Source organism: Sphingopyxis sp. Q841, from assembly GCF_052384365.1.
Lineage (GTDB): Bacteria > Pseudomonadota > Alphaproteobacteria > Sphingomonadales > Sphingomonadaceae > Sphingopyxis > Sphingopyxis terrae_A.
Window position 1 is genome coordinate 203,408 of sequence record NZ_JBQSUM010000002.1, and the last position, 16,828, is coordinate 220,235.

The following is a 16,828-nucleotide window of genomic DNA, read 5'->3' on the forward strand; positions in this document are numbered from 1 at the left end:
GAAGTCTCCTTCGGAGCCCGCAATCGGAGCGGGCCTTCAGGAAGGGGACGCATGACAGTGCTGCAGGGTTTCCTCTCCCGCGACCGATGGAGGAACTCAGGCGGTCAGCGCCGCATCCCGCAGCCCGCGCCACACCCGCAGCGCCTGCCGGTTTTCGGCCACATCATGCACCCGCAGCAACTGTGCGCCCTGCGTCGCAGCCTGATAATGAAGCGCGACTGTGCCGCCAAGGCGCTGGTCTGCAGGGGCTTCGTTGTCCAGTGCCCCGATCAGGCGCTTGCGGCTCGCCCCGAAGAGCAGCGGGCAGCCGAGGGTGTGGAAGAGCGCAAGGCCATTGATCAGCGCCAGATTGTCGGCGACCCCCTTGCCGAAGCCGATGCCCGGATCGACGATGATCTTTGCGGGGTCGATGCCCGCCGCGATGCAGTCCGCGACACGCTCGGCGAGCATGTCGTAAACGTCGAACAGGACATGCGCGTAGGTGCCGCCTTCGTGCGGATCGCTCTTTGCCGACGGCGCGTGCATCAGCACGACGGCGCAGCCTGCGCGCGCCACGACCTCCGTCGCGCGGTCGTCGTAGCGCAGCGCCGAAATATCGTTGACGATCGTCGCCCCGGCGGCGAGCGCCGCCTCCATGACCGCCGCCTTGCGCGTGTCGATCGACACCGCGGTTCCGCCGCGCGCGAGCGCCGCCACGACATTTTCCACGCGCTTGACCTCGTCGCCTTCCCAGACCAGCGGCGCGCCGGGCCGGGTCGATTCCCCGCCGACATCGACGATCGCCGCCCCTGCCGAGGCCATGGCGAAACCGGCCTCGATCGCCGCCGCCTCGTCGATTGTCTTGCCACCGTCGGAAAAACTGTCGGGCGTGACGTTGAGGATGCCCATGATCTGCGGCTCGCCGAGCCGAACTGTCCGCGCGCCCAGCGTCAGCGCGCCGCGCGGTCGTGCCGTCGCGGCCCGCTGCGCGCGCGCTGCATCGGCGAGCCGGCTGGGCATCGCGGCAATCCAGTCGTCGAGTTCGGCCACCGGCACCACCGCCGAGCGGATCATGTCATTATCGCGCAGGCTGACATGCCAGGCCGCAAACCAGATCATCGCGTCGGCAAGCCGCAGGCAATGCTTGTCAAGTTCATGCGGCCGATCGACGAAGCAGGTCGGGCGGAGGTAGACACGCGCATCCTCCCATGTCGTACCGAAGTCCGGCTTGGTGAGTGGAACGAACATGCAATCCCTTTCCCGTCGCCCCCGCGGAGGCGGGAACCGTAGTCGGCCTTCCGCGGCGCGGCAGTGCGATCTAGCCCACGGCCCCCGCCTTCGCGGGGGCGGCGAGGCTTATGCCTCGTTCGCGAGCAACCAGTCCTGCCGCACCGTGTCGATCACGCGCAATTCCTTGCCCGTATCGACGTGCCAGAATGTCCAGCCGTTGCAGCTCGGCGTGCCCTGCACGCCCGCGCCGACCTTGTGGATCGACCCCGCGGGTTGCCCCTCGCATTCCAGACTGCCGTCGACACGCACCACCGCCTTCCAGCGGCGCTTCGTATCGGTGAGCGTCGTTCCCGGTGCAATCATGCCGCATTCGACCAGCGTGCCGAAGGCGACGCGCGTTGCGGCCTTAGGCGCCATCATCGTCCGCACCGTGCTTTCGTCGAGCGGCAGCGCCATTTCGATGCGCTCCTTTGCCGCTTCGATATAGCCGTCCTCGCGTTCGATGCCGATGAAGCGGCGGCCGAGGCGCTTCGCGACCGCGCCGGTGGTTCCGGTGCCGAAAAACGGGTCGAGGATCACGTCGCCGGGGTTCGAGCAGGCGAGCAGGATGCGATACAACAGCGCCTCGGGCTTCTGGGTCGGGTGTACTTTCGTGCCGCCCTTCTTGAGCCGTTCCTGACCGCCGCAGATCGGGATGAGCCAGTCGGAGCGCATCTGAAGCTCGTCGTTGAGCGTCTTCATCGCGCGATAATTGAAGGTGTAGCGCGACTTTTCGCCCATCGAGGCCCAGATCAGCGTCTCGTGCGCATTGGTGAAGCGCGTGCCCTTGAAATTGGGCATCGGGTTCGCCTTGCGCCACACGATATCGTTCAGGATCCAATAGCCATTGTCCTGAAGCGCGGTGCCGACGCGGAAGATGTTGTGATAGCTGCCGATCACCCAGATGCTGCCATTGGGTTTCAGGATGCGCTTCGCTTCCTTGAGCCACGCATGGGTGAAACGGTCATAGGCCGCGAGACTGTCGAACTTGTCCCAATCATCGTCGACGGCGTCGACCTGGCTGCCGTCGGGACGATGCAGATCCCCGCCGAGCTGGAGGTTATAGGGCGGGTCGGCGAAGATCATGTCGACCGATGCCGCCGGCAGGCTGCGCATCATGGCGATGCAGTCGCCTTGCAGGATGCTGTCCAGTGGCAGATCGAGCGGGGCCGCTTTCGGCGTCCGCTGTTTTGCGGCCGGCGCCTTGACCCGTTCCATAACACCCATGTTTCGCCCCTGTCCTTGTCCGAAAGAAGCCCCTGATGAGTCCGGCGGAGTCCGCCGTCAAGCGCAGGATTCTAGGGATTCCGCCTCTCGAAATGGTTAACGCGCCGAGAACGAAAGGAGTCTGCCACGACATATGGAGTCTCGCGCGACTCGGGGACTCAACCACTGGTGGTGTGGCCGTCAGGACTCAGCGGCAGATTTTTTTCGATTTGGCGCCCAACCAAGCGCCATTCGTGTTCAAATTCCCGGATCGACCCCGGTGAGGTCGACCGAACGCTCCCACAATTCGCGCCCCAGCTTCGGGTCGCGCGCCGCCTTGGTCGCGCGCGCGGGTCCCGACGCGCCGCTGATCTCGCCCAGCCCCTGCGGTCCCAGATAGTCGCCGCCCTGCACATGGGCGCCGGTTGCCGCCTGCAAGGTCGGCCAGGCGCCCTGCGCCGCGCTGTTGAAGAAGGGCGTGGCCAGCGGCGTCATCGACCGCAGCGGCCACGGCAGATGGCGTGTCAGCTCGGTGAGCGCGACACCCGGATGCGCACCGATCGCCTGCGTCGCCCGCCTCGCCGCGCCCAGCCGGCGATCGAGCTCGAACATATAGGACAGATTGGCGAGCTTGCTCGCCTGATAGCGCGACCAGCCATGATAGCCGCGCCGGGCATCGAGATCGCTGAAGTCGATCGTTCCGCTCTTGTGCGCCAGGCTGGCGGTGACGACGATCCGGTCGTCGACATGACCATGTATCAAGCCGGTAAAGGCAAAGGTGCCGAGGTAATTGACCCCGAACTGCAATTCGAAGCCCTGCGCGGTCAGCGACCGCGGCGGGATCATGACGCCCGCATTGTTGACGAGGACATCGATGCGCGGCCCGGCGCGTACCACGGCCGCCGCCTCGCGAACCTGATCGAGATCGGCGAGATCGAGCCGCACGAAGGACAGGTCGGCGCCGGGAACATCGTCCGCGATGCGCGCCATTGCCGCCTCGGCGCGCGCTGCGTCGCGGCAGGCAAGCACCACCGCCGCCCCGCGCGCCGCCAGGATGCGCGCAACTTCGAAACCGATGCCGGCATTGGCGCCGGTGACGAGGAAGCGGCGACCGGTCTGCGCGGATACATGCTCTGCCGTAAATCCGCTCATCGCCCTCTCCCGTCCGTCAGATCAGCGTCAGCTGTGCGACCGGCGCAAAGCTCGCGCGGTGGAGCGGCGTCGGCCCCAATTGCCGCAGCGCCGCCAGATGCTGCGCGGTGCCATAGCCCATATTCGTCTCCCAGCCAAAACCGGGAAAGCGGCGCGCCGCGTCGGCCATGAAGCGGTCGCGATGCTCCTTGGCGATGATGCTCGCCGCCGAAATACAAGGGTGCAGCGCATCGCCGTCGACGATCGCCTGCGCGCGCCAGCGCCATCTGGGCAGGCGATTGCCGTCGACCAGCACCTCGCCGGGCTCGACCCCCAGTGCCTCGACCGCGCGCGTCATCGCAAGGAAAGTCGCCTGCAAAATGTTGATGCTGTCGATCTCGGTCACGCTCGCTTCGCCGACGCCCCAGCGGCAACGCGCCTTGATTTCGATCTCCAGCGCGGCACGGCGCTTCGCGCTCAATTTCTTGCTGTCGTCGAGACCGTCGATCCCGTCGTCGCACAGGATCACCGCGGCCGCGACCACCGGACCCGCGAGCGGTCCGCGCCCCGCCTCGTCGACGCCGACGACGATCATATCCGCCACGGCGGATAACGCCGATATTCGCCCGCCTGATAGAGGCACAGACGATTGCCCGCGGGATCGGTCAACCGCGCCTCGCGCCAGCCCCATTCCTCGTCGCGCGGCATCTGGTCGAAGCGCGCCCCGCGCCGCGCGAGATAGGCGACCCAGGCGTCGAGCGCGCCGCTTTCCAGATAGGTGGTCGTCCCGCCCGCGTCGCCGTCGCCGACATGAATCGAGAGGGTGACGCCGTTCGCAGCCTCGAAGCGGGCATAGCCCTTTGCGTTGCTATCGACGATCTGGGTCAGCCCCATTTGTTTGTAGAAGGCCACCGAAGCCGCATAATCGGTCGCCGGCAGGGTGATCTGGTTGAGTGCAGGGCCGGTAAACAGCCCGTCGTTCCGCACCCCCTGTTGCCCCATCGGACCATGCCCCTCGCCCAATCCGGGCGCATCCATTAGCGCCAACCGCACGAAGTCGCGCGCGCGCGCCACCGCGGGCTCGAGCGGCATACCCTGCGCCAGCCCGGTCGCGATTGCGCTGGCAAGCGTGCAGCCGGTACCGTGGGTGTTCATCGTCGCGATACGCGGGGCTTCCCAGCGCGCCACTTCGCCCGCATCGGCCTCGATCAGCCGGTCGACCACGGTGTCGCCTTCGCCATGCCCGCCCTTGGCGAGCAGCGCGCAGCCATGCGCCAGCACCGCCGCCTCGCCGCCGAGCGCCGCCAGTTCGCCGAGATTGGGCGTCGCCACCGCCGCCCGGTCCAGCAGCGCCTCGAACGCGCGGATTGTGTCGGCGTCGGCAAGCACCGATCCACTGGTGGCGACCATTACCGGGTCGAACACCACCGCGGCCCCGGCCATGTCGGGCCGGCGAAGCCGTTCGGCGACCGCCGCCGCGGTTGCCGCGCTGCCGATCATGCCGATCTTCACCGCGTCGACGCCGATGTCGGCGACGACGCTGTCGATCTGCATCAGCACCATCTCGGCCGGGATCGCGTGGACGCCCTGCACGCCCATCGTATTCTGCGCGGTGATCGCGGTGATCGCGGTCATCGCGTGGCCGCCGAGCATGGTGACGGTCTTGATATCCGCCTGAATGCCCGCACCGCCGCCGCTATCGGAGCCGGCGATAATCAGAACGCGTGCGGTCAACGCTTGAACTTTCGCTCCGTCGAAGCGGGGAATTTCGCCAGCGCAGCGCCTTCGCGCAGCGGACGGTCGAGCAGGTCGCCGCCGCAATTGGGGCAGCGTTCGTCGAGCTTGTCGGCGCAGGTCGCGCAAAAGGTGCATTCGAACGAGCAGATGAAGGCGCCGTGAATGTCCGCGGGCAAATCACGGCCGCAGCGTTCGCAATCGGGTCGCATTTCAAGCATGTACAAATTCCTTAAAAGCCGTTCGCCCTGCTCTTGTCGAAGGGGGGCCGTTCTTCCTGCTCGGTTCATAGAGAAGAGAATGGTGCTTCGACAAGCTCAGCACGAACGGGATGAGACTATTCGGTTGTCAATTCGCCGCCGCCGCGCGCACCGCGTCGCAGATCATGTCGACCACCTGTTCAACCTCACCCGCATCGTCGCCTTCGGCCATGACGCGGATGACGGGTTCGGTGCCCGAGGCCCGGATGACAAGGCGGCCGCGGCCGTCGAGCATGGTTTCACCCTCGGCGATCGCCGCCTGCACCGTTGGCGCGTCGAGCGGTTTGCCGCCGGCGAAGCGCACATTCTTCAAAAGCTGCGGGACCGGGTCGAATTGGTGGAGCAACTCGCTCGCCGGTCGTCCGGCGCGGACGAGTTCGGCAAGCAATTGAAGCGCGGCGAGCGTCCCGTCGCCCGTCGTCGCATGGTCCGACAGGATCATGTGCCCCGATTGTTCGCCGCCGACGTTGAAACCGCCCGCCTTCATCCGTTCGAGGACATAACGGTCGCCGACCTTGGTCCGCTCGAGCCGCAGCCCCTCGCTCTCGAGAAAGCGTTCGAGGCCAAGGTTCGACATCACCGTCGCGACGACGCCGCCGCCTTTGAGCCGTCCCTGCCGCGCCCAGCTCGCCCCGATCAGCGCCATGATCTGGTCGCCGTCGACGATGTTGCCCTTTTCGTCGACGACGATCAACCGGTCGGCGTCGCCGTCGAGCGCGACCCCGATGTCGGCGCCGCTCGCCACCACCGTTTCCTGAAGCAGCGCCGGCGCGGTCGATCCGCAGCGGTCGTTGATGTTGGTGCCGTTGGGTTCGACGCCGATCGCGATCACGTCGGCGCCCAGTTCCCAGAATACGGTCGGCGCGCTGTTGTAGGCGGCACCATTGGCGCAATCGAGCACCAGCTTCAGCCCGTCGAGGCGCACCGAGCCGGGCAGGCTCTGCTTTACCGCGTGAATATAGCGCCCGCGCGCGTCCTCGATCCGTTTGGCGCGGCCGATATGCGCGGGTTCGGCAAGCGCCGGCGCCGCTTCGAGCAATGCCTCGATCTGCATTTCATCGGCATCGGACAGCTTGTAGCCATCGGGCCCGAACAGTTTGATGCCATTGTCGTGGAAGGGATTGTGGCTGGCAGAGATCATCACGCCCAGATCGGCGCGCATCGACTGCGTCAGCATCGCCACTGCAGGCGTCGGCATCGGGCCGACCTGCACCACGTCCATGCCGACGCTGGTGAACCCCGCGACCAGCGCATTTTCGAGCATATAGCCCGACAAGCGCGTATCCTTGCCGATCACGACGCGATGTTTGTGCCCGCCGCGCAGGAAATGCGCGCCCGCCGCCATGCCGACGCGCATCGCCACTTCGGCGGTCATCGGCACCTTGTTGGTCAGGCCCCGGATCCCGTCGGTTCCGAAAAACTTGCGCATGCCGTCTCCGCTTCCTAATCCTCGGGGTTCACGCTCGCCCACCCCGGCAGTCCGGACGGCACTAAGTCACCCATATTTGCTTGGCAAGCAGGCCGGAGGTTTTGAACTTGAAATCGGCATGGATCATCCTGTCATCGCTGATTGCAGGCATGCTGCTCGGCATCCTGCTCGACATGGCCGCCCCGACAGCGGGCACGGCGTCGCTTCCCTATGTCGAAACCGTCGGCCTGTTGTGGCTGAAGGCGCTGACGATGACGATCATCCCGCTAATCGTCGCGCTGCTGATCACCGGCATCACTGCGACCGCAGACGCCGCGCGCGCGGGAACGCTCGCGGCGCGGTCGGTCGGCATCTTCATGGTATCGATTTTTCTCACCGGCCTGATGTCGCTGCTCGTCACGCCGCTGTTGCTCCGCCTGTTTCCGCTGTCGCAGGGCGCCGCGGCGGCGCTGCGCGGCGGGCTCGGCGGCGCGACCGAAGCGCCGCCCTCGCCGACCTTTTCGGATTTCATCCTCGGCCTGATCCCCGCCAACCCGATCGCCGCGGCGGCGGAGACGACTGTCCTGCCGCTGATCGTCTTCACCACCATCTTCGCCTTCGCCATGACGCGCATCGCCCCCGACGCGCGCGCCAGCCTGTCGGGCCTGTTCAAGGCATTGGGCGACACGATGCTCGTCGTCATCGGCTGGGTGCTTGCGCTCGCCCCGATCGGGGTGTTCGCACTCGGCTATGCGCTGGCAATCAAGGCCGGGCTCGCGGCGTTCGGCGGCCTTCTCCACTATGTGCTGATCGTCTCCGGCGTTGGCGTCTGCTGTATTCTCCTCGGCCTCGCGCTCGCCTGGCTGGTCGTCGGCGTCGCGCCGGCGCGTTTCGTCCGGGCGATGGTGCCCACGCTCGCCGTCGCGCTGTCAACGCAAAGCTCGCTCGCCAGCCTGCCCGCGATGCTCCGCGCGACCGAGGATCTGGGCGTCGATCCCAAAAAGGCCGATATCGTCCTGCCGCTCGCGGTGGCGCTCTTCCGCTTTACCAGCCCGGCGATGAACCTGGCGGTGGTCGTCTATATTGCCTGGCTGTTCGGCCTGACGCTGTCGCCGTGGACGATGGCGGTCGGCCTTGCCGTCGCGATGGCCGCGGCGCTGAGTTCGGTCAGCCTGCCCGGATCGATCAGCTATGTCACATCGATCGCGCCGATTGCCGTATCGATGGGGGTGCCCGTCGCGCCGCTGGGGCTGCTCGTCGCGGTCGAGACCTTTCCCGACATATTCCGGACATTGGGCAATGTTATCGCCGACGTCGCCGCGACCAAATATGCCGCCGACGGCGTTCGCGACGAACCAGAAGGAGAAGCAGCATGAAATATCGCAAGCTCGGCCACGGCCTCGAAGTCTCGGCGATCGGCGTCGGCTGTATGCCGATGATCAAGGGCGGCAATATCCTCTATGGCGAAGCCGCCGACATGGACGAGGCGACGCGGACGATCCACCGCGCGATCGACATGGGCGTCACCTTCTTCGACACCGCGCAAATCTATGGCCCGTTCACCAATGAAGAACTGCTCGGCGAAGCCATCAAGGGCAAGCGCGACGGTCTTGTCATCGCGACCAAGTTCGGCTTCCGCTTCGACGGCAAGCAGATCGTCGGCGTGGACGGCAGCCCCGACAACGCGCGGCGCGCCTGCGAAGGCTCGCTCCAGCGCCTTGGCATCGACACGATCGATCTCTTCTACCAGCACCGCGTCGACCCCTCGGTACCGATCGAGGAAACCGTCGGCGGGATGATGGAACTGGTCAAGGAAGGCAAGGTGCGCCACATCGCGCTATCCGAAGCCGGCCCCGAGACGCTGCGCCGCGCCGCCAAGGCCGCACCGATCACCGCCTTGCAGAGCGAATATTCGATCTGGGAGCGCGACGTGGAGGATGAAATCCTGCCGGTCTGCCGCGAGTTCGGCATCGGCTTCGTCCCCTATTCGCCGCTCGGCCGCGGGTTCCTTGCGGGCGCGGTGCGCAGCCGCGACGAGCTGCCCGAGCATGACTGGCGCCGCAACGACCCGCGCTATTCGGAGGAAAATCTGCCCGCCAACCTGCGCATCGTCGATGCGATCGGCGCAGTCGCCGACCGGCACCGCGTGTCTAAGGCGCAGGTCGGACTCGCGTGGCTGCTCGCGCAGGGCGACGACATCGTCCCCATTCCCGGCACCAAGCGCCGCGCCACGATGGAAGACAGCATGGCCGCCGCCGACCTGACCCTCAGCGCCGACGATATTGCGGCGATCGACGCAGCAGCGCCGAAGGGCGGCACCAGCGGCCCGCGCTATGGCGAACAGGGAATGCGGATGGTGCGGCTGTAGGGTTTCGGGTTTCGGCCGGAACAAGTCCCGTCGCCCCCCGCGAAGGCGGGGCCGCTGTCGGTTTACGCAGCGCCGCAAAAAAAGGCCGATTGCGGCCCCCGCCTGCGCGGGGGCGACGTTCTGAAGCAACGTCCGCTAACGACCCTGAAGCGGACACTCATGCTTCCCCCAACCCGTTCGCATCGAGCGAAGTCGAGATGCCCCTCGGACTAGGCGCCGTGTCGACGGGTGTCTCGACTTCGCTCGACACGAACGGGAAAAAAACGGATTTCGATCACACTCCGTCATCCCGGCGAAGGGCGGGATCTCACCCTATCGCGGTAGCGCACCAGAAAGATCCCGGCCTTCGCCGGGATGACGAAAATGGAGGGTGGCGCTTCCCATCTGTGGACGCCCCAAAAGACGCAAGCGATTTTTGGAGGTAGTGCACGTAGTCGGATGCGGCCATCTGTCCGGCCTTGCAATGCAGCATCGGAGGCTGCGGGCCCGTATGGGAGTTCGCGGACCGGAACCACATCACCCACAGCGTGCTCGCGGCACAGTGGAAAGCCCTGGTTCTTCCGGCCCCGTCTCGCCGACTGTTGTGCCATACTCTCCTTCGACCGACTACGCCTTCCGGCGACCTCTGGTCCGCCTTGGCTTACGCCGCGGCTGCGACCGGAGCTCTGTAATCCTCTTCCTTCACGAGCACGGCCCAGATGATCCGCGCTGTCTTGTTGGCAAGGGCAACCGTGACCAGCATACGCGGTTTCCTCGCCATCATCTGCTCGAGCCAGGAGCCTTGAGGCGCGCCTCGCTTGCTGGCCTGCAGGACCACCGCACTGCAACCGATGATGAGCAATCGCCGCAGTGTGCGCTCGCCCATTTTGGATATCGAGCCCAGCTTCTGCTTGCCGCCCGTCGACATCTGCCTTGGCGCCAGACCTAGCCACGCCGCAAAGTCCCGTCCCTTGGTGAAGCTTTCTGCCGGCGGTGCCAGAGCCGCCAATGCGGTGGCCGTAATCGGTCCAACCCCAGGGATCGTCATAAGCCGCCTCGCGACGGCATCCTCACGAGCCCGCCGCGCAATCTCCTTGTCGAGATCGCCGATCTTCTCGTTCAGCTCCTCCAGCAGGTCGAGCATCGTGCGGAACATCGCCCTGGCTGCCTCGGGTAGCGACGAGGCCATCTCGTCCTCAAGCAGATCGCCGAGCATCGCGACATGCGAGGGACCCTTGGGCGCTACCCAGCCATATTCGGTAAGATGACCTCGGATGGCATTGATCAGCTGGGTGCGCTGCCGCACCAGCAGGTCACGGGTCCGGAACACCAGGCCTGACGCCTGCTGCTCTTCGCTCTTGATCGCCACGAACCGCATGCTCGGGCGCTGGGCGGCCTCGCAGATCGCCTCCGCATCCGCCGCATCATTCTTGTTCCGCTTCACGAACGGCTTCACATACGCCGGCGGGATCAGCTTCACCTTGTATCCCAGCCGTGTCAGCTCTCGGCCCCAATGGTGCGCGCCCCCACAGGCTTCCAGCGCGACCGTACAACGCTGGTGCCCAGCAAAGAACTCCAGCAGCTTCCCTCGGCCGATCTTGCGGCTGAACAGTGCTCGCCCGCTCGCATCCACGCCGTGCGCATGAAAAACATTCTTCGCGATATCCAATCCGATTATGCTAACTTCCAACACGGACGCCTCCTCTAGTGGTGTGATAACACCTCCACTATGGCACATCGATGCCGCCGGGGGGCGTCCACCCCATCACCCCAACGCCACCGTCCCCTACCCGTTCCGATCGAGCCGTTTGCTCAAGTCTTCGACCTTCTCGACCAGGTCGGCGATGCGCATGCGGTCGATCTTTTCGTGCAGGCGCATGATTTCCAGTTCGGCGCGCAGGTTGATTTCATAATCGAGCCGGGCCGACAGCCGGTCCTTCGCCGCCTGCCGGTTCTGGCTCATCATGATCACCGGCGCCTGGATCGCCGCGAGCATCGAGAGCATCAGGTTGAGGAAGATATAGGGATAGGGATCGAAGACGAGCCCCGCACGCGCGAGGACGCTCGAATTGAGCAGCATCCACGCGACGAGCACGACGCCGAAGGCGATGATGAAACCCCACGAACCGCCGACCGCCGCCACCCGGTCGGCCAGCCGGTCACCGAAGCTCGCTTCCTCATCGTCGATCTCGCCCGCGTTGCGGCTGGTCGGTGCGCGTTCGGCGATGGCGCAGATGACGCGCTGCTCCTGTTCGTCGAGTTCGTTGAACGCGCGCCCGAGCAGGCGCAGCGCCATGTCCGCGATCCGGGCTTCGTCATTCATGACGGTCAGCCGATCCAGCGCCAGATGCCCGCCGCCATATAGCCGAGCGCGCCATGCCCCCAGGTCGCCGCGAGCCACAGCAGGATGCCGCCGAACAGCGCATGGCCGCGCGGGATCGCATCGCCCCACGGCGCCGCCCCCGCAACCTGGCGCCCGAACGGCACGAAGCTCGTCCGCGCCGCCCAGTGGCGCCACGCATCACCCATCAACCGCGCCTTCTTCGCATCCTGCCCCGCCGATCCGACAAGCGCGAGGAAGGCGATCGTCGCCGACAGCAGCAACTGCGCGCCCGTCGGCATGACGAGCGCGTGGGCGAACGCCCACAGCGCAAAGCCCCACATCATCGGATGACGGGTAATCGCGAAAACCCCGCGCGGCGCCCCCTGGGCGGCGAACGCCGCCTTCGGCGACGGCAGCGCCGGATTGCCGATCAATGACCCCATGAACAGGATGCTCGCAAAGAGGACGATCAAGGTCGCGAGCGCCCATAGCGGATCGTCGACCATCCACAGCGGCGGTTCGGGCGGCATCGCGCGCCACGCCTGAACGAGCGGAATGAACGTGGCGAAGGCCACGATCGAATAGACGATTTGGAACCCTCGCTCGCCGAGCCGGCTGGCCAGCCCGTCGCGCAGCGGGTGCGACAGGAGGAGGTGCGAGCCGACAAACAGCACCGCGGTTGCGATCAACAGCGACATGGGGTTCATCGGCTCGCCTCCTTCATCTCGCGGCGCGCTCAGCCTCTCTGGCGCTTACCGGTCATAGGCCTTGGGCAATGCGCCTTCTTGCGGCGTCGCATAGCGATCGCGCAAGCGGTCTTGTCGCGTCACGAGCGATTGGCGCTTGCCGTCGATCCACACCGCGGTCGGCCGGCTGCCGAGTTCGAGCGGATCATTGTCCCAGATCACGACGTCGCCGACGCGCCCGGCGCGCAGCGATCCGATCGTGCCGTCCATGCCGACCGCCCGCGCAGGGGCGCTGGTGATGGCGGCGAACGCCTGATCCCAGCTCAGCCCGCTGGCGCCCGGCAGCTTCGTCAGGGCAACCAGGTTGCCGGCATATTGCGTGGTATAACCCATCTTGTGCGCGTCATCGTCGTCGAACACGCCAACCGAAACATCGACGCCGGCGGCTTCGAGCCGCCCGGCATTCGATTGCGTCGCGCCCAGCCGTTCGAAGCTCGCGGGGAGGTCGCTCAGCGGCGAGACCAGCACCGGCACCTTCGCCGCAGCGATGTCCCGGGCGACGAGCCAGCCCTCGGTCGCGCCGACGAGCACGAGCTTCAGCGCCGGAAATTCGCCCTTCAGTTTCAGCACGTTCAATATGTCGGCGGCGCGATCGACGCGCACGAACAGCGGGGTCGTGCCGTTGATCACGCGGACCAGTGCGTCGGCGTCGGCGCGCTGGATCAGCGCGTCGCTGCCCCATTCGGCAAGCGTCGCGGGATTGCGGGCATAGCTGCGCGCCGCCAGCAATTGTTCGCGGAACATCAGGAAGGTCGCCGCGCGGCTTCCCCCCGCGTTCGACGATCCGCCCTCGCCGAATTCGATGAACTGCAGCGCGCGCGGGCGCGTCACCATGTCATTGTCGTCGCCCAGATCGACGACCGCCCCTTGGCCCGCGAACAGCCCGCTGCTGTCGCCCGGCGCAACGATCGCGCGGGTGACGCCGGCGGCGCGGTTGACCGCGACGGGCGAGCCCATCGGGTTGAGCGCGGGCGCGATGTCGATACCCGCCGAAAAGCGCGAACGACGCGCCGAGCGGTCGTTGCTGCCCTGCACGGCATCGACCTCGACCAGTCCGACGCGGCTGAACGCCGCGACGATGCCGGGCGTTACCCAATGGCCGCCGGCGTCAACGCGCTCGATCCCTGCGGGGACCGCAACGCCCGCGCCGGCGGCGACGATCTTGCCGCCGCGCACGACGACTGTGCCGCCCTCGATCGGGGCGCTGCCGTCGCCGATGACGAGCCGCGCGTTGGTGATCGCAACATCCTGTGCCGCGACCGGGGCCGCGATCAGCGCGGCGGCGGAAAGCAGAAGCGCGCGCATCATTTCACATCTCCCTCGCCGGGCTGCCCCAGCTCGAAATCGCTCACCGGTCGCCGCTTGGGATCGGTCGCGTCAAACATCAGCGCGCCGTCGATCCAGACCTTTTCGGGCCGCGTATAGACGCTGAACGGGTTGCCGTTCCACAGCACGACGTCGGCCATCTTGCCCGGCTTCAGACTGCCGGTCTTGTCGGCGATGCCCAGCGCCTTGGCGGGATTGTACGACAGCCAGGTCCACGCCTGTTCGTCGCTGATCTGCATCCCCATGCGCCGCCCGGCGGCAAGTCCCTTCGCCGCTTCCTGGTTCAGGCGCTGGATCTGGTTTTCGTCGTCCGAATGGACGATCGTGCAGGCGCCCGCCTTGTAAACAAGCGCAATATTTTCGGGCACCGAGTCATAGGCTTCCATCTTGAAGCCCCACCAGTCGGCCCAGATGGCGGCACAAATGCCTTCCTTCGCCAGCACGTCGGCGATCTTGTAGGCTTCGACCGCATGGTGGAACGCCGACACCTTATATCCGAACTCGTGGCTCATATCGATGACCTGCGCCATTTCGTCGGCGCGGTAGCAATGGTTCTGAACCAGGATTTCGCCCGACAGCACGCCGGCGAGCGTTTCCATCGCCAGATCGCGATCGACCGGCTTTCCTTCGTCGAGCTTCTTCTTATAGGCTGCGGCCTTGGCCCAGGTCGCACGATCGACCGCGAAATTGCCCATGCGGGTCGAGGGCATGCGCCCCTTGCTACCATAGACGCGCTTCGGATTCTCGCCGCACGCCATCTTCATACCATAGGGGGCACCGGGGAATTTCATCCCCTGCACCGTGCGCGCCGGAACATTTTTGAGCACGACCGAGCGGCCGCCGATCAGATTGGCGCTGCCCGGCAGAATCTGGAGGCTCGTCACCCCGCCATTGGCGAGCGCACGGCTGAAGCCCGGATCCTGCGGCCAGACGCTATGCTCGGCCCAGACTTCGGGCGTCGTCGGGCTGGTCGCCTCATTCCCGTCCGAATGCGCATCGACCGACGGGCTCGGATAGACGCCGAGGTGGCTGTGGATATCGATCACGCCGGGGGTGAGATATTTGCCACTGCCGTCGACGACGTCATAACCCGCGGGGGTCGCCGTATCAGGGCCGCCGATGCTCACCACCTTGCCGTCGGCAAACAGCGCGACGCCATTGTCGATGCGGCCGCCTTCGCCGTCGAAGATCGTCACGCCGCGCACCGCCGTGGGGCGGCCTGCATAGGCGTGATAGGTCGACGGATAGGGATCCTTGTTGAACTTCACCGGCTTTTCGGCGCTCGCGGCGGGCTTGTCGCCCGCCGACTGCGCCGAGGTGCCCGACGCCGCGCAACCCGCGAACGCCAGCGAAACGGCAGCCAGCAGACTGCCCTTCACGCCCCTGATCATGTGCTTATGCCCCCTTCGGTTCGGGATGCGTCCCCGCCGCTTGCGGTTCGGCAAGTTCGCCAGCTCCGGCAACGCTGTCGTCGCGGTCGCGCAGCGTGTCGAGGTGCATCCACTTCTTCACGATAGGCGACAGCGCCAGCACGACGACGCTGACGCCGATCGTGATGATGCCGATTTCCTGATAGATGGCGAGCGTCGCCTCCTTGGTCATGTTGCCGCTTTCTCCGCCGGTCGCTTCCCCGATCTTGCCCGCGACGAAATTGCCGACCGCGGTCATGTAGAACCAGGCGCCCATGATGAGCGAGGCCATGAACGACGGCGCGAGGCGATTCATCGCGCTCAGCCCCACCGGCGACAGGCACAGCTCGCCGGTCGTGTGGAGAAGATAGAGCAGGAAGACGAACAGGACGGGCGTCGCGACTTCGGGTCCGACGCTGCTCGCGCCCCACACGAAGACGAGGAAGCCCGCCCCGACCTGCGCGAGCGCCAGCGCGAACTTCGCCGGCGCCGAGGGTTCGAGCCCGCGCTTGCCCAGCCACTGCCACAGCGCCGCAAAGACCGGCGCGAAGAGGATGATGTAGATGGGGTTGATCGACTGGAACACCGAAGCGGGAACGCCGCCCTTGTCGACATAGCGGTCGGTGTAGAGGTTGAAGCTGCCGCCGGCCTGTTCGAACAGACCCCAGAACAGCGGGTTGAGCGCGATCAGGAACAGAATGGCGAAAATGCGTTCGCGCGGTTCCTTCTCGAGCTTGAAGGCCTGCAACAGCACCCAGCCGAGCAGGCCGAGGCCCGAAATGACGAGCAACGTCTGGATCACGTCCTGATACTGGACGAGCGCCCACATCACGCCGACGGCGACAAGGCCGACGCCATAGATGCTCCACTCCTTGGATTTCGCGAGCGGTGCGGGTGCCTCGCCGGCGCCGAGCAGGACATTCTTGCCGAGCACGAAGACGATCAGGCCGGCGACCATGCCGATGCCGGCAAGACCGAAGCCATAGGCCCAGCCGATCTTCTGGCCGAGATAGCCGACGAGGATCGTGCCGAGCGCCGCGCCGACGTTAATCCCCATGTAGAAGATGGTGTAGGCCGCATCGCGGCGCATGTCGGTCAGGCGATAGAGCTGGCCGACCATCACCGAGATATTGGCCTTGAGGAAACCCGAGCCGACGATGATGAGCGCGAGCGCGAGCCAGAAGATGTTGATCGCGGGATCGGCCTGCTTCGTCGCGGCATCGGTGATGCCGTGATCGCCCTCGAAGGCCATGAACAAATGGCCGAAGGCGAGGAGCACACCGCCGAACAGCACCGCCTTGCGCTGCCCCAGATAGCGATCCGCAAGATATCCGCCGAGCACGGGGGTGATATAGACGAGCGCGGTATAGGCGCCGTAGATCAGGTTCGATTTGCCGTCCGAAAACAGCCAATGCTGCGTCAGGTAGAAGATCAGCAGCGCGCGCATGCCGTAGTAGGAGAAGCGTTCCCACATCTCGGCAAAGAACAGCATGTAGAGGCCCTTGGGATGGCCGGCGAATTCAGGTTTCTTGCTGGCGGCGACCAAAGCGCCGATGCTCAAAAAGACCCCCAGGATGACCAGCGCGATAACCGCGATCCAGTCCCCCTCGTCCCATAAGGCCATATTTTTCATCTATATGCGTCCCTTTTCCCGGATGGTTTTGCCGCGGACTTCTGCCGCGCGAATGGG

At 65.9% G+C, this 16,828-nt stretch carries 15 protein-coding genes; 2 read left to right on the forward strand and 13 right to left on the reverse strand.

The window, feature by feature from the left end; all coding sequences use genetic code 11:
• Window positions 1-96: 96 nt before the first annotated feature.
• The 7 genes from folP to glmM form a co-directional block, all read right to left on the reverse strand.
• Complete coding sequence (gene folP / locus ACT17R_RS11390; RefSeq protein WP_062902324.1) at window positions 97-1,227, reverse strand: dihydropteroate synthase; 1,131 nt, start codon at window positions 1,225-1,227, stop codon at window positions 97-99.
• 108 nt (window positions 1,228-1,335) lie between these two features.
• Window positions 1,336-2,475, reverse strand: a complete 1,140-nt coding sequence (locus ACT17R_RS11395) for a site-specific DNA-methyltransferase (RefSeq protein WP_062902323.1) — start codon at window positions 2,473-2,475, stop codon at window positions 1,336-1,338.
• A gap of 237 nt (window positions 2,476-2,712) precedes the next feature.
• Entirely contained in the window at window positions 2,713-3,606 is an 894-nt protein-coding gene (locus tag ACT17R_RS11400) for an oxidoreductase (protein WP_217373361.1), read from the reverse strand.
• Between the two features lie 16 nt (window positions 3,607-3,622).
• Entirely contained in the window at window positions 3,623-4,180 is a 558-nt protein-coding gene (locus ACT17R_RS11405; protein WP_058811756.1) for a ribonuclease HII, read from the reverse strand.
• Window positions 4,177-5,319, reverse strand: a complete 1,143-nt coding sequence (gene thiD, locus ACT17R_RS11410; protein WP_062902320.1) for a bifunctional hydroxymethylpyrimidine kinase/phosphomethylpyrimidine kinase — start codon at window positions 5,317-5,319, stop codon at window positions 4,177-4,179. Before thiD ends, ACT17R_RS11405 begins: the two co-directional genes overlap by 4 nt.
• On the reverse strand, window positions 5,316-5,540 hold the full coding sequence (locus ACT17R_RS11415) for a DUF1272 domain-containing protein (protein ID WP_003051183.1): 225 nt from the start codon (window positions 5,538-5,540) through the stop codon (window positions 5,316-5,318). The genes thiD and ACT17R_RS11415 overlap by 4 nt, the downstream gene beginning before the upstream one ends.
• Before the next feature lie 127 nt (window positions 5,541-5,667).
• Window positions 5,668-7,008: a phosphoglucosamine mutase gene (glmM, locus tag ACT17R_RS11420; protein WP_062902319.1), complete on the reverse strand. Its 1,341-nt coding sequence runs from the start codon at window positions 7,006-7,008 to the stop codon at window positions 5,668-5,670.
• 107 nt (window positions 7,009-7,115) lie between these two features.
• Between glmM and ACT17R_RS11425 the strand changes: the two genes are divergently transcribed.
• Complete coding sequence (locus tag ACT17R_RS11425) at window positions 7,116-8,363, forward strand: dicarboxylate/amino acid:cation symporter (protein WP_234179124.1); 1,248 nt, start codon at window positions 7,116-7,118, stop codon at window positions 8,361-8,363.
• A complete protein-coding gene (locus ACT17R_RS11430; RefSeq protein ID WP_062902318.1) occupies window positions 8,360-9,355 on the forward strand; it encodes an aldo/keto reductase in 996 nt (331 codons plus the stop codon). Before ACT17R_RS11425 ends, ACT17R_RS11430 begins: the two co-directional genes overlap by 4 nt.
• Window positions 9,356-9,995: 640 nt before the next feature.
• On the opposite strand, the gene ACT17R_RS11435 is transcribed toward ACT17R_RS11430, so the two are convergent.
• From ACT17R_RS11435 to ACT17R_RS11460, 6 genes are all read right to left on the reverse strand, one after another.
• Window positions 9,996-11,027: an IS110 family transposase gene (locus tag ACT17R_RS11435; protein WP_444809475.1), complete on the reverse strand. Its 1,032-nt coding sequence runs from the start codon at window positions 11,025-11,027 to the stop codon at window positions 9,996-9,998.
• Between the two features lie 93 nt (window positions 11,028-11,120).
• Window positions 11,121-11,657 carry a DUF1003 domain-containing protein gene (locus ACT17R_RS11440; protein WP_062902317.1) on the reverse strand — a complete coding sequence of 179 codons (537 nt, stop codon included), beginning with the start codon at window positions 11,655-11,657 and terminating at the stop codon, window positions 11,121-11,123.
• Window positions 11,658-11,662: 5 nt separating this feature from the next.
• Complete coding sequence (locus ACT17R_RS11445; protein WP_062902316.1) at window positions 11,663-12,364, reverse strand: NnrU family protein; 702 nt, start codon at window positions 12,362-12,364, stop codon at window positions 11,663-11,665.
• Window positions 12,365-12,409: 45 nt separating this feature from the next.
• Window positions 12,410-13,711 (reverse strand): amidohydrolase family protein, encoded by a 1,302-nt coding sequence (locus ACT17R_RS11450; RefSeq protein WP_003043520.1) that lies wholly within the window; start codon window positions 13,709-13,711, stop codon window positions 12,410-12,412.
• Entirely contained in the window at window positions 13,708-15,120 is a 1,413-nt protein-coding gene (locus ACT17R_RS11455; RefSeq protein WP_202988275.1) for an amidohydrolase, read from the reverse strand. The genes ACT17R_RS11450 and ACT17R_RS11455 overlap by 4 nt, the downstream gene beginning before the upstream one ends.
• A gap of 4 nt (window positions 15,121-15,124) precedes the next feature.
• Window positions 15,125-16,771, reverse strand: coding sequence for a peptide MFS transporter (locus ACT17R_RS11460; RefSeq protein ID WP_444809476.1), 1,647 nt, complete (start codon window positions 16,769-16,771; stop codon window positions 15,125-15,127).
• Window positions 16,772-16,828 lie beyond the last annotated feature (57 nt).

Coding starts and splice junctions, on each gene's coding strand:
- folP (WP_062902324.1), bottom strand. CDS start 1,227: ATGTTCGTTCCACTCACCAAGCCGGACTTCGGTACGACATGGGAGGAT.
- ACT17R_RS11395 (WP_062902323.1), bottom strand. CDS start 2,475: ATGGGTGTTATGGAACGGGTCAAGGCGCCGGCCGCAAAACAGCGGACG.
- ACT17R_RS11405 (WP_058811756.1), bottom strand. CDS start 4,180: ATGATCGTCGTCGGCGTCGACGAGGCGGGGCGCGGACCGCTCGCGGGT.
- ACT17R_RS11400 (WP_217373361.1), bottom strand. CDS start 3,606: ATGAGCGGATTTACGGCAGAGCATGTATCCGCGCAGACCGGTCGCCGC.
- ACT17R_RS11450 (WP_003043520.1), bottom strand. CDS start 13,711: ATGATGCGCGCGCTTCTGCTTTCCGCCGCCGCGCTGATCGCGGCCCCG.
- ACT17R_RS11440 (WP_062902317.1), bottom strand. CDS start 11,657: ATGAATGACGAAGCCCGGATCGCGGACATGGCGCTGCGCCTGCTCGGG.
- ACT17R_RS11415 (WP_003051183.1), bottom strand. CDS start 5,540: ATGCTTGAAATGCGACCCGATTGCGAACGCTGCGGCCGTGATTTGCCC.
- ACT17R_RS11430 (WP_062902318.1), top strand. CDS start 8,360: ATGAAATATCGCAAGCTCGGCCACGGCCTCGAAGTCTCGGCGATCGGC.
- ACT17R_RS11460 (WP_444809476.1), bottom strand. CDS start 16,771: ATGAAAAATATGGCCTTATGGGACGAGGGGGACTGGATCGCGGTTATC.
- ACT17R_RS11445 (WP_062902316.1), bottom strand. CDS start 12,364: ATGAACCCCATGTCGCTGTTGATCGCAACCGCGGTGCTGTTTGTCGGC.
- ACT17R_RS11455 (WP_202988275.1), bottom strand. CDS start 15,120: ATGATCAGGGGCGTGAAGGGCAGTCTGCTGGCTGCCGTTTCGCTGGCG.
- glmM (WP_062902319.1), bottom strand. CDS start 7,008: ATGCGCAAGTTTTTCGGAACCGACGGGATCCGGGGCCTGACCAACAAG.